Source organism: Streptomyces sp. NPDC058632 (genome assembly GCF_042717095.1).
Lineage (GTDB): Bacteria > Actinomycetota > Actinomycetes > Streptomycetales > Streptomycetaceae > Streptomyces.
Genome location: NZ_JBHXQZ010000029.1, coordinates 25,578 through 37,928 on the forward strand (window position 1 = coordinate 25,578; position 12,351 = coordinate 37,928).

Annotated in this window: 10 protein-coding genes; 4 read left to right on the top strand and 6 right to left on the bottom strand. The window is 72.3% G+C overall.

Going from position 1 to position 12,351, the window contains the following annotated elements; translation table 11 throughout:
* Positions 1–95: 95 nt before the first annotated feature.
* The gene (locus ACFWVE_RS13705) at positions 96–1,745 is read right to left on the bottom strand and encodes a protein kinase (RefSeq protein ID WP_384012539.1); all 1,650 of its coding nucleotides are present in this window, start codon (positions 1,743–1,745) and stop codon (positions 96–98) included.
* A gap of 358 nt (positions 1,746–2,103) precedes the next feature.
* Here ACFWVE_RS13705 and ACFWVE_RS13710 point away from each other — a divergent pair, with 358 nt between their 5' ends.
* Positions 2,104–3,786, top strand: a complete 1,683-nt coding sequence (locus ACFWVE_RS13710) for a protein kinase (protein WP_384012542.1) — start codon at positions 2,104–2,106, stop codon at positions 3,784–3,786.
* An 89-nt stretch (positions 3,787–3,875) separates the two neighbouring features.
* On the opposite strand, the gene ACFWVE_RS13715 is transcribed toward ACFWVE_RS13710, so the two are convergent.
* The gene (locus tag ACFWVE_RS13715) at positions 3,876–4,418 is read right to left on the bottom strand and encodes a bacterial proteasome activator family protein (protein WP_384012545.1); all 543 of its coding nucleotides are present in this window, start codon (positions 4,416–4,418) and stop codon (positions 3,876–3,878) included.
* Between the two features lie 279 nt (positions 4,419–4,697).
* On the opposite strand from ACFWVE_RS13715, the gene ACFWVE_RS13720 reads away from it, so the two are divergent.
* Entirely contained in the window at positions 4,698–5,441 is a 744-nt protein-coding gene (locus ACFWVE_RS13720; protein WP_384012548.1) for a hypothetical protein, read from the top strand.
* Between the two features lie 57 nt (positions 5,442–5,498).
* Here the strand turns inward: ACFWVE_RS13720 and ACFWVE_RS13725 are convergent, their stop codons facing one another.
* On the bottom strand, positions 5,499–6,479 hold the full coding sequence (locus tag ACFWVE_RS13725; RefSeq protein WP_384012551.1) for an NAD(P)H-quinone oxidoreductase: 981 nt from the start codon (positions 6,477–6,479) through the stop codon (positions 5,499–5,501).
* Positions 6,480–6,685: 206 nt separating this feature from the next.
* Between ACFWVE_RS13725 and ACFWVE_RS13730 the strand changes: the two genes are divergently transcribed.
* Positions 6,686–7,705 (top strand): ATP-binding cassette domain-containing protein, encoded by a 1,020-nt coding sequence (locus ACFWVE_RS13730; protein WP_384012554.1) that lies wholly within the window; start codon positions 6,686–6,688, stop codon positions 7,703–7,705.
* The gene (locus ACFWVE_RS13735; protein ID WP_384012559.1) at positions 7,702–8,553 is read left to right on the top strand and encodes an ABC transporter permease; all 852 of its coding nucleotides are present in this window, start codon (positions 7,702–7,704) and stop codon (positions 8,551–8,553) included. The genes ACFWVE_RS13730 and ACFWVE_RS13735 overlap by 4 nt, the downstream gene beginning before the upstream one ends.
* Positions 8,554–8,671: 118 nt before the next feature.
* Here ACFWVE_RS13735 and ACFWVE_RS13740 read toward each other — a convergent pair whose 3' ends face one another.
* The 3 genes from ACFWVE_RS13740 to ACFWVE_RS13750 are packed head-to-tail and all read right to left on the bottom strand — an operon-like array spanning position 8,672 to position 12,308.
* Positions 8,672–9,766: a potassium channel family protein gene (locus tag ACFWVE_RS13740; RefSeq protein ID WP_384012563.1), complete on the bottom strand. Its 1,095-nt coding sequence runs from the start codon at positions 9,764–9,766 to the stop codon at positions 8,672–8,674.
* Entirely contained in the window at positions 9,763–11,265 is a 1,503-nt protein-coding gene (locus ACFWVE_RS13745; protein ID WP_384012566.1) for a molybdopterin molybdotransferase MoeA, read from the bottom strand. The genes ACFWVE_RS13740 and ACFWVE_RS13745 overlap by 4 nt, the downstream gene beginning before the upstream one ends.
* On the bottom strand, positions 11,262–12,308 hold the full coding sequence (locus tag ACFWVE_RS13750) for an NTP transferase domain-containing protein (protein ID WP_384012569.1): 1,047 nt from the start codon (positions 12,306–12,308) through the stop codon (positions 11,262–11,264). The genes ACFWVE_RS13745 and ACFWVE_RS13750 overlap by 4 nt, the downstream gene beginning before the upstream one ends.
* Positions 12,309–12,351 lie beyond the last annotated feature (43 nt).

A 12,351-nucleotide genomic window follows, 5' to 3' on the forward strand; every position in this document is an offset into this window, starting at 1 on the left:
GCCCGTTCACGACGTCACCCCGCGCGGACGTGCTCCGCGCGGGGTGGGGCGGCGGGCTCGAAGCCCGCCCGTGGTCCGTGGTCCGTGGTCCGTGGTCAGCCGCCGGTGATCCCGCCGTCGACCGCGCCGCCCTCCGTGCCGCCGTCGGCCGTGCCGCCCTCACTGCCGCCGTCGGCCGTGCCGCCCTCCGTGCCGCCGTCGGCCGTACCGCCCTCACTGCTGCCCTCGCTGCCGCCCTCGCTGCCGCCCGTCTCCGGCAGTTCCTCGGTCCCGGTCTCGGTCGGCGTCGTCGGGGCGCCCGTGGGCTCCTCGGTCTCCGTCTGGCTCTGCGTCGGAGACGGGGACGGGTTGTACGACTGGTCCCAGCCACCGCCGCCGGAACCGCTGCCGGTGCCGGTGCCGGTGTCCGTGTTCGGCGCCTCCGGCTCCTCGGTCTCCTCGTTCTCCTTCGGCGACTCGCTGGGCTTCTCCTCCTCGGTGGTCTGCGAGGAGGACGGCGACTTGGTCGGGTTCTTGTCACCCTCGCTGTCACCACCGCCGTTCAGCGCCAGCGCGACACCCGCGACGACGGCGATCACCGCGAGCACCGCGAGAATCCACAGCTTGCCGCGGCCGTCGCCCGGGTTGCCGCCACCCTCGAAGCCGCCGTCGTCCCCGCCGCCGTACCGGTTGGGGAGGATCGGCTTCGGAATGGGCGCGGTGCCGGAGGCGTCCGGGTGCGGCATCGCCGTCGTGCCCGCGAAACCCGCCGCCGGGGTGTGCCGGCCGTCGTGCATGTCGACCGGGCCGGTGTTCCAGGTGCCCGTGTGGCCGCCCTGGTCGTAGAGCATCTGCAGCCCGTACTGGACCATTCCGCGCATCTCCTCGGCCGTCTGGAACCGGTCGTCCGGATCCTTGGCGAGTGAGCGCATGACAAGCCCGTCGAGCTCCGGCGGGCTGCCGTCCGAGGCCTCCGACGGGGGCGTGGGGACGTCCTGCACGTGCTGGTAGACCACGGACAGCGGCGTCTCACCCGTGAACGGGGGCCGCAGCGCCAGGAGTTCGTACAGCATGCAGCCGGTCGCGTACAGGTCGGACCGATGGTCGACGGCCTTGCCGAGCGCCTGCTCCGGCGAGAGGTACTGCGGGGTGCCCATGACCATGCCGGTCTGCGTCATCGTCGTGGACGCGCCGTGCAGCGCGCGGGCGATGCCGAAGTCCATCACCTTCACGGCGCCGTTGTGCGTGATGATGACGTTGGCGGGCTTGATGTCGCGGTGCACGATGCCGTGCTGGTGCGAGTAGGCCAGCGCCTCCAGGACGCCGGAGACGATGATCAGCGCCTGTTCGGGGCCGGGCGCCTCGGCGTTGAGCAGGAGATCGCGGATCGTGCGGCCCTCGACGATCTCCATGACGATGTACGGCACGGACTGGCCGCCCACGACGTCCTCACCGGAGTCGTACACGGCGACGATCGTGTGGTGGTTGAGACCGGCCACCGACTGCGCCTCACGCGTGAACCGCGCTTTGGAGATCGGGTCCTCGGCGAGATCGGCACGCAGCAGTTTGACGGCGACCGTACGCCCGAGGCGCACGTCCTCGGCGGCGAACACCTCGGCCATGCCGCCCCGGCCGAGTCTGTGCGTCAGCCGGTAACGGCCGTCGCCCACAATTCCGCCGTTGCCCCAGTTGTCCGGCGCGTCCGACATGCCGCCGCCAGTCGCCTCGGGGTCGGACGGGCCCTGGGCGCGCTGCTGCTGTGCCATCAGTCCTCGCCGTCGTTTCTGCCCGCGGTGCGCGCGGTGTTGTCACGGTCTCCGTCGGCCACGCTACAGCCTCCGCACCGACCTCCGGTCCCGGACGGGACGCCGGGACCGGCACGAGACGGACCGGCCATGAAACCCGTATTCCGTATCGTCATGCAAATTCTGTGTGCCAGGTGGCGGCCCGGCCCCACGCCCCCTGTAACGCTTCCGCGACTCTTCTGTCCCGTACGGTCACGGAACGGGCCCCACGCTTGACGTGTCAGTGACCTGGGGCAGACTTGGCCGGGAATAGCGCATGGGATCTACGAGGAATCGGTCGCCGACGGCAGCGCCGGAGAGGCTACGGGGGACGCGGAACATGAGCCAGGACGGCGCACAGGGCCACAACGCGGGGCGGGCGCTCGCCGGCGGTCGCTACCAACTGCGGGACCTGCTCGGCCAGGGCGGCATGGCTTCGGTCCACCTCGCGTACGACAGCGTGCTCGACCGTCAGGTCGCGATCAAGACCTTGCACACGGAACTCGGCAGGGAACAGGCCTTCCGCGAACGCTTCCGCCGCGAGGCCCAGTCCGTGGCGAAGCTCACGCACACCAACATCGTCTCGGTCTTCGACACCGGCGAGGACGATGTGGAGGGCATGCTGACGCCGTACATCGTCATGGAGTACGTCGAGGGCCGTCCGCTCGGCTCCGTGCTCGACGAGGACGTGCGGCAGCAGGGCGCGATGCCCGCCGACAAGGCGCTGAAGATCACCGCGGACGTGCTGGCCGCCCTGGAGATCAGCCACGAGATGGGCCTGGTCCACCGGGACATCAAGCCGGGCAACGTGATGATGACCAAGCGCGGCGTGGTCAAGGTGATGGACTTCGGCATCGCCCGCGCCATGCAGTCCGGCGTGACGTCGATGACGCAGACCGGCATGGTCGTCGGCACCCCGCAGTACCTCTCGCCCGAGCAGGCGCTCGGCCGGGGCGTCGACGCCCGCTCCGACCTGTACTCGGTCGGCATCATGCTCTTCCAACTGGTCACCGGACGGATTCCGTTCGACGCCGACTCGCCGCTGGCCATCGCGTACGCGCACGTCCAGGAGGAGCCGCCGCTGGCCTCCTCGGTCAACCGCGCGCTGCCCCCGGCCGTGGACGCGCTGATCACCCGCGCACTGAAGAAGAACCCGAACGAGCGCTTCCCCAGCGCCGAGGCCATGCGCGGCGAGTGCCTGCGGGTGAGCCAGTCCTTCCAGGCGGCCCCGCCGAGCATCGTTCCCGGCACGCACGGGCAGAGCGGCGCGGGCGTCGGCTCCGCGGTGTTCCCTCCCATCGACCAGTCGGCGCAGGCGGCCCCGGGCAGCGTCCAGACCCCGTACACGCCGGTCCCGCCCCGGCACCACACCCCGAACCCGTACGGCGCCCCGGCCCCGTCGGGCCAGGCCCCGGCGTACGGCTATCCGCAGCACGGCGCCCCGCAGGGTGGCTACGCGACACCCCACCCCCCGTACGGCGCGCAGCAGGGCGGTCCGTCGACGCCGCCGCCCTACAACCTGACGCCCCAGTCCTCGGGCTCGGGCGGACCGGGCGGCGGCAGGAACAACAAGCCGGTGATCATCGGCTCGATCGCCGTGTCCGTCCTCGCCGTCGGCGGTCTGCTCGCGGTCCTGCTGGCCAACGGCGGCGGCGACGAGAACAACAAGGGCGGCGACCCGGGCGTCAGCGCGTCGGTGTCGGCGTCGGCCTCCAAGGCGGCCGGCCACCGCGGGCCCGATACGACCAAGACGATCGACCCGGAGGAGTGCACGGACCCGCAGGAGTCCTACAACGACGAGGACAAGATCCAGGTCCCGAAGCTGAAGTTCAAGTACATCAAGTCGGTCAAGGAGTGCTTCCAGGCCGCCGGCTGGGACCTCGAGGTGCGCACCGTCGACGAGAACACGTACGGCGAAGGCACGGTCATGAACCAGTTCCCCGCCGCCGGCACGGACGTCGACCCCGAGGACATGCCCAAGATCCAGCTCGACGTCTCCACGGGCAACCCGCCGAACGCCTGAGTCCACAGGAACATACGAGAGGGGGCCGGCATCGATGCCGGCCCCCTCTCGTATGTTCCTGTCGCAGCGGGGCAGGGACGAGCGGACGACTACAGGTAGGGGCCGCCCGAGCGGCCGCCCATCGGCGGCTCCTCGTGGCCGCCGTCACCGACGCCCGGGGGGAGGGCCCGGCGCATCTGTTCCAGCTGGGCGCGCGCCGCCATCTGCTGGGCGAAGAGCGTGGTCTGGATGCCGTGGAAGAGGCCCTCCAGCCAGCCCACCAACTGAGCCTGAGCGATCCTGAGTTCGGCGTCGCTCGGGGTCGCCTCGTCCGTGAAGGGCAGCGAGATCCGCTCCAGCTCCTCGACCAGCTGGGGCGCGAGTCCGTCCTCGAGCTCCTTCACCGAGCTGGCGTGGATCTCCTTGAGCCGGACCCGGCTGGCCTCGTCCAGAGGAGCCGCGCGCACCTCCTCCAGCAGCTGTTTGATCATGCTGCCGATCCGCATGACCTTCGCGGGCTGCTCCACCTGATCCGTCACCGGGACCTCGCGGGAGTCCTCGTCCCCGGTGCTCCCGCCGAGCGCCATGCCGTCCTGGCCGACGACCAGAACCTGCGGATTGTCCGGCGACCGTTCGTTCCTCGGCATCTCCATACGGCCATTCTCTCGCACGTCCGCCGCACACCTTCGGGGCCCCCTGGTTGCCCCGGGCCATTCCCCCGGCCGCCTCCTGGCCGCCCCCTGAGTGGAGGAATCCGAAGTGCCGGGTGTGCAGGGGAATGCGAGCCTGTGGGGGTCCATCCGGCCCATCTTGCCGACGGTGCGAACGGGCACCGGCCGGCGCGGGAGGTCACCGTCGTGACTTCATGGCTACGTGTAACGGGGGCGACAGGGGCGGGGCTCGCCCTGCGAGCGGGCGTCGTGCTCGGGGTGATGACAGGGGCGGTGACCGGGGCGGGAGCGGGGGTGATGATGCCGTACGGCCCTGTCGCGGCGCCCTTCGGTACGTCGGTGGCGTACGGCGCCGACGGGGCGGTGGGCGGACGCCAGGAAGCACTGGGCGGGCCGCCCGACGCGCCCTCCCGCGCGACCACGCGCTCTTCCTCCGCGTCCTCTGCTCCCACTTCCGCCCGCTCCTCCTTCCGCTCGGCTTCCGCCTCGGCCGCGAAGCCGTCGCTCCCGCCCTCCGCCGGGCCCTCCCGGGCCGGCAGCCGGCCCGGGGAAGGACGCAAGCGGCCGGGGCGGGAGGTGCCCGCAGCGGAGGAGCGGAGCGAGGGGCCCCGAGGGGCCGGGGAGGCGGACCCGTGGGGTGGACGGGACGACGGACCGGGCGACGGCGGACGCGACGCCGGCGGCGACGGTGTGAGCGGTGCTCCCGAGAAGCCGGACAAGGCCCCCGCCGGCGCGGCGGACACCGGGTCCGACCCGGACTCCGGAGGCGGTACGGACGGATCCGAGGCCCCCTGGGCCCGCGCCACCCGCCGGGCGGCCCAGTCCCAGGAGACCGCCGCCCCGGTGCCCTCCGAGGTGTCGCGGCAGCCCGCGACGAACGCCGCCACCGGCACCGGGCGCTCCGCCGAGCCCATGCTGCGCATCCTGCCGCTGGGCAGCGGACTGGTCCTGATGGGGCTCGGGCTGGGGCTGGCGTTCGTGGGCCTCAGGCTGCGGCGGAGCTGAGGCCCGCGGACACCCGGCATCCGGCATCCGGCGTCCGCCGTCCGCCGTCCGGAAGTCCTACGGCGCGATCAGCAGCACCTTGCCGATGTGGGCGCTGGCCTCCACGACCCGGTGGGCGCCGGCTGCGTCCGGCATCGGGATCTCACGGTCGACGACGGGACGGACATGGCCGCCGTCGACCAGCGGCCAGACGTGTTCCCGTACGGCCGCGACGATCGCCGCCTTCTCCTCCGGCGGCCGGGCGCGCAGCGAGGTCGCACTGATGGCGGCGCGCTTGCTCAGGAGGGCGCCGATGTTCAGCTCGCCCTTGGCACCGCCCTGCAGGCCGATGATCGCGAGCCGGCCGTTGACGGCGAGGGCCTTGACGTTGCGGTCCAGGTACTTGGCGCCCATGTTGTCGAGGATGACGTCCGCGCCGGCGCCGCCGGTGGCCTGCTTCAGCTCGGCCACGAAGTCCTGCTCGCGGTAGTTGATCAGGATGTCGGCGCCCAGCTCGGCGCAGCGCTCCAGCTTCTCCTTCGTACCGGCCGTGACGGCGACCTTGGCGCCGACGGCCTTGGCGAGCTGGATCGCCATGGTGCCGATGCCGCTGGAGCCGCCGTGCACGAGCAGCGTCTCGCCGGGGCGGAGGTGGGACACCATGAAGACGTTCGACCAGACCGTGCAGACGACCTCCGGGAGTGCCGCCGCCTGCTTGAGGCCGAGCCCTTCGGGGACGGGGAGCAGCTGGCCGGCCGGGACGGCGACCCGCTCCGCGTAGCCGCCGCCCGCGAGCAGCGCGCACACCTCGTCGCCGACCGCCCACCCGGTCGCCCCGGGACCGAGTGCGGTGATCCGGCCGGAGCACTCCAGGCCGGGGTAGGGGGAGGCACCGGGCGGGGGGTCGTAGAAACCCTGCCGCTGCATGATGTCGGCACGGTTGACCGCGCCGGCCACCACCTCGACCAGCACCTCGCCCTCGCCGGGGACGGGATCGGGGACCTTCTCCCACACCAGCGCCTCGGGCCCACCGGGTTCGGGAATCGTGATCGCATACATGAGAACGACGCTACCTCCGGGCGGGCCGTGAACGGCTCAGGTGCGAGGGCCGGTCCGGGGCCGGTCCGGGTCCGTGGGCGGAGGCGGGGTCCGTCGTTGGGCCGGTCCGCGGAAAATCCATGTGCGGGAGCGATGAATTTGCGCGACGGTGAAGGTCTCTCCCTGCGTAGCCCCAGCACCCGCAAGCACGCGGAAGGACCCGAAGCATGAGCACGCAGACGTCCGGCCTGGCGATCGAGACCGCCGGCCTGGTCAAGACCTTTGGTGAGACCCGGGCCGTCGACGGGGTCGACCTCGCCGTACCGGCCGGCACGGTGTACGGCGTCCTCGGACCGAACGGCGCCGGCAAGACCACCACCGTGAAGATGCTCGCCACCCTGCTGAGGCCGGACGGCGGCGACGCCCGTGTCTTCGGCCATGACGTCGTGCGCGAGGCCGACACGGTGCGCGGCCTGGTGAGTCTCACCGGGCAGTACGCGTCGGTGGACGAGGACCTCACCGGCGCCGAGAACCTGATTCTGCTGGCCCGGCTGCTCGGCCACCGCAAACCGGCAGCCCGCACCCGCGCCGCCCAGCTCCTGGAGGCGTTCGGCCTGACGGACGCGGCGGCGAAGCAGGTCAAGCACTACTCGGGCGGTATGCGGCGCCGTATCGACATCGCCGCGTCCATCCTCAACACCCCCGACCTGCTGTTCCTCGACGAGCCGACGACCGGCCTGGACCCGCGCAGCCGCAACCAGGTGTGGGACATCGTGCGCGCGGTGGTCGCCCAGGGCACGACCGTGCTGCTGACCACGCAGTACCTGGACGAGGCCGACCAGCTGGCGTCCCGGATCGCCGTCATCGACCGCGGGAAGGTGATCGCCGAGGGCACCAAGGGTGAGCTGAAGGCCTCCGTCGGCGCCGGCACCGTCCATCTGCGGCTGCGCGATCCGGATCAACGGCCGCTCGCCGCGGACCTGCTGCGCCGCCTGCTCGACGCGACGGTGCAGCCCGAGCCCGACCCGGTGACGCTCACCGCCCGCCTGGGCACGGCCGCGAGTCAGGACACCGCCGCCGGACAGGCCGCCCGCGCGCTGAACGAACTGGCCGCGGCCGGCGTCACCGTCGACAACTTCTCGCTCGGCCAGCCGAGCCTGGACGAGGTGTTCCTCGCCCTCACCGGCCACGACACCCGGACCGGCTCCGACGACTCCCACAACCCGAAGGACGAGGTGGCGGCATGAGTACCGTGACGACGACCACCGAGAGCGCGGAACTCGCCCCGGTCCGCACCGACTCCCTCGCCGAGCTGCTGGTCGCCAAGGAGCGTCCGCCGCGGCCCAGCGCGTGGTCGGCCTCCCTGACCTTCGGCTGGCGCGCGATCCTCAAGATCAAACATGTGCCGGAGCAGCTCTTCGACGTCACCGCGTTCCCGATCATGATGGTGCTGATGTACACGTACCTCTTCGGCGGGGCGCTGGCCGGTTCGCCGACGGAGTACATCCAGTTCCTGCTGCCGGGCATCCTGGTGATGTCGGTCGTGATGATCACGATGTACACCGGTGTCTCGGTCAACACGGACATCGAGAAGGGCGTCTTCGACCGGTTCCGCACCCTGCCGATCTGGCGGCCCTCGACGATGGTCGGCTATCTGCTCGGCGACGCCCTGCGCTACACCATCGCGTCCGTCGTGATGCTCACCGTGGGCATCCTCCTCGGCTATCGGCCGGACGGCGGGGTCGCCGGTGTGCTCGCCGGGATCGTGCTGCTGGTGGTCTTCGCGTTCGCGTTCTCGTGGATCTGGACGATGTTCGGACTGATGCTGCGCACCGAGAAGTCGGTGATGGGCGTCAGCATGATGGTGATCTTCCCTCTCACCTTCCTGTCCAACGTCTTCGTCGATCCGGGCACCATGCCGGGCTGGCTCCAGGCCTTCGTCAACAACAGTCCCGTCACGCACCTCGCGTCCGCGGTGCGCGGACTGATGGCGGGGGACTGGCCGGCCGACGAGGTCGCCTGGTCGCTGGGCTGGTCCGCCCTGTTCGTCCTGGTCTTCGGACCGGTCACGATGCGGCTCTACAACCGCAAGTGACGCCGACCGACGACGTGGACAGGAACGCGGAGTCCCCGGGGCGCCCGCCCCGGGGACTCCGCGTCGTCTCTCGTGGTCTCCCGTGGGCTCTCGTGTTCCTCGTCATGGCCCGGCGGTGTCAGTCGTGGAGCGGGCGGATGTCGGGGGTGACCCGGGTGCCCGGCGACGCCCGCACGATGGTGATCAGCCGGTCCGTCAGCTCGAGCGTCCCGACGTGCTCGTCGTCGTAGCCGAGCACCCGGTGTCCGCGCAGAACGCTCACCACCAGATCGTCGATCTCCCGCGGAGACTTGCCCACCTCGGCCTTTATGACCGGCCGTTCGATCATGTCGAGACCGGTGCCCTGCTGGATGAGGTCCTCCATCACCATGCCGGCCGCGGGGCTGAGCACGGACAGACCGAGCAGCCGGCCGGCCGCGCTGGCACTGGTGATGACCGCGTCGGCACCCGACTGCTTCAGCAGCGGGGCGTTCTCCTCCTCGCGCACCGCGACCACGATCTTCGCGCCGCGGTTGAGCTGGCGGGCCGTCAGCGTCACCAGCACGGCCGTGTCGTCGCGCTGCGTGGCGATGATGATCTGCTTCGCCCGGTAGGCCTCGGCCCGCTTCAGCACCTCGCTGCGCGTCGCGTCCCCTATGACGCCCGCGTATCCGTCGGCCGCCGCGGCCTCGATCGCCTGGCTGCTGGGGTCGACCACCACGACCTGCTCCTTACGGAGCCCCGTCGCGCAGACGGTCTTGATCGCGGACCTGCCCTTCGTGCCGAATCCGACGACGACGGTGTGATCACGCAACGTGGACCTCCAGCGGTTCAGTCGCCACTCTTCCCGCGTGCGTTCGGTGAGGGCTTCGAGGGTGGTGCCGACCAGGATGATCAGGAACATCACACGCAACGGCGTGACGACGAAGATGTTGGTCAGCCGGGCGGCGTCACTGACCGGGGTGATGTCGCCGTACCCCGTGGTGGAGAGGGTGACGGTCGCGTAGTAGAAGGCATCGAGGAAGTCGAGGGTGCCGTCGGAGTTGTCGGTGTAGCCGTCGCGGTCGATGTACACGATCAACGCCGTCACCACGAGGAGGAGCAACGCCATGGACAACCGCTTGGTGACCTGGCGGATCGGGTGCTCGACCACCTTCCTCGGCAGCTTCACCCGATGGGTCACCAAGTGTTCGTCCGCCTGGCGGGCTATGGCGTCCTGGCCCGGAAGTTTCACGTGAAACACACCTCGATTCCGCCGGACGCCCAGGGGAGATCCAGCAATTCCGCCTCCTGACCGGGCCGCGTACCACCCGGGGGAACGACGGCGAGGGCGTCGGCCGCCGCGATGCCGCGCAGCATGGCCGGACCGTTGTAGTGCAGCGGCAGGGCCACGTCACCGCGCAGGACGACCGGGATGAGCCGGGTGTCCTGCGGATGCCCGTGGACGGCGTCCCGCAGCGGCATCATGTACGGCTCGGGTGCCGGGCGGGCCGCGAGGGTCCGCAGCAGGGGTTCTGCGAGCGTGAGCAGCCCGGAGACCGCGGCGAGGGGGTTGCCCGGCAGACCGACGAGGTACTGGTCCTCCTTGGTGCGGGCCAGGAGCATGGGGTGGCCGGGGCGTACCTCGACTCCGTCCACAAGGAGTTCGGCATCCATGCGGCGCAGCGTCGGGTGGACGTGGTCGACCGGGCCCGCGGCGGTGCCTCCGGTGGTGACGACGACGTCGGCGTCGGACTTCGTGACCGCCTTGTGCAGTGTCCGCGCGTCGTCGCGGACCCGGCGGACGGCGGTGACCTCGGCGCCGAGGGCGCGCAGCCAGGGCGGCAGCATCGGGCCGAGGGCGTCCCGGATCAGCCCGTCGTGCGGGAGGCCTCCGGTGAGCAGTTCGTCGCCGAGGACGAGGACTTCGACGCGGGGACGGGGGAGGGTGCTGAGCGTGTCGTATCCGGCGGCCGCGGCGAGGCCCAGCACGGCCGGGGTCACCAGGGTGCCGACGGACAGCAGTCGGTCGCCGCTGCGGCACTCCTGGCCGCGGGGGCGGATGTCCTGCCCGTGCGCGACCGTGGGGGCGGGTCCGGCGTGGGGCGTGCCCACTGATCGGGGGGCGGTGGCGGCTCGGGGCGGAGTGACCGTTCGGGGCGGGGTGGCGTGCAGCCGGCCGTTGTCGTCCGTGCGGCCGTGTTCGCTGCGCAGGACGGCGGTGGTGTCCGGGGGGACACGGGCGCCGGTGGCGATGCGGACGGCCTCGCCGTCGGTGAGCGGCGGGTGCCCGACGTGCCCGGCGAGGACGCCTTCCTCCCGTACGGCCCAGGGACCGGGGCCGGAGACCGCCCAGCCGTCCATGGCCGAGGTGTCGAAGGACGGCAGGTCGGTGAGGGCCGTGAGAGGGGCGGCCAGAGTGAGGCCGAGGGCGGCGTCGAGCGGCACGGGGACCGGGGCGCGGTGGGCGGCCCGGCTGCCGGTGCCCCGGCGTGCCGCACGCTCGGCGACGGCACGGGCCTCGGTCCAGGGGAGGGCGTGGCGCGGGTGGTGGCCGGTGGCGGGGCTCGGGTCGTCCGCGGCGGGCCGGGGCCCGCCCCGGCGGGGGGAGCGGGCGTGCGCGGAGTCACCGGAGGTACGGCCGGAGGCGTCGTTCACGAGGGCGAGAGCTTCCTCGACGTCGAGGTCGTCGGCATCATCGGCGTCGTCGGTGGCCCCGCTGTCCTTGTCGGCTCGGGCATCGGGCGCGTTCATTCGGCGTCCGGGCGCGCGCCGGGGGCCGCGTCGGCGGCGGAGGCGTCGGGCTGCTTGTCGGCTGGCCGCGCGGACGCGGCGTCGGGGGTGTCCTCGTCGGCCCAGCGGACGGCGAGGGCGGCGGCCTTGCGCGTGGCCTCGGCGACGGCCTCGCGGTCACCGCCCGCGCGGGCGGCCGCGTAGCCGACGAGGAAGGTGGTCAGCGGCGCCGCCGGCCTGGCCACACCGTGGGCGGCGTCACGGGCGAGGTCGAGGAGGACGTCGGTGTCGACGTCCAGATCGATGCCCAGCTCGTCCTTGACTGCGGAAATCCATTCATCCAACACGTGTCCATGCTCCCTGATGCGTGCTCTGGCGGCGGCGATGTCGTCCCAGGTGTCGCAGTCGAACGACGCCTCCGGGCCGTGAATGCGGGTGAGGTCGAGCGAGCCGGTCAGCCGGCGCAGAGGCAGCCCGGCCAACGCGCCGTGCCGCTCGGTGAGCGCGGCCAGTTCGCGGCGCAGGGCCGCCGTCCGGTACGCGGCCACGAGCGGCTGGTCCCGGCCGTCGGCGTCGGTCAGCAGGACCCCGTCGGCCGTGCTCGTGCGCAGGGTGGTCAGCAGCTCGTCGACCGTGGGTCCGTCGAGGAACGGCAGGTCGGCGGAGAGCAGTACGGCGTACTCCGCGGTGCTCAGCCGGAGCCCCGCGCCGAGCGCGGCGAGCGGTCCGCCGCCCGGCGGCTCCTCACGGGCCCAGGACACGGGCCGGGAGGTGGGCCGGGGGTCGGCCACGACCACGGTGGTGCGGGCGCCGGAGCAGGCGGCCAGCACCCGGTCGAGCAGCGCCCGGCCGCCCACCCGCACCCCGGGCTTGTCCGCGCCCCCGAGCCGCCGGGCACCGCCACCGGCCAGCACGAGGGCGTCGTGGACGAGGGGCGTGGAGGGCGGGGAGTGCGGGGCGGATTCGTCGTACGCGGCGGGTGCCGCCCGGCCCGGCGCGGGGTCGCGGTCACGGGTGCGGTCGCCAGCGGCTCCGGGAGCACCCGGGAGCTCGTACTCGGTCACCTCCCGAGTATGCGTGCCCCCGCGATCACAGGGAACGCGGGGG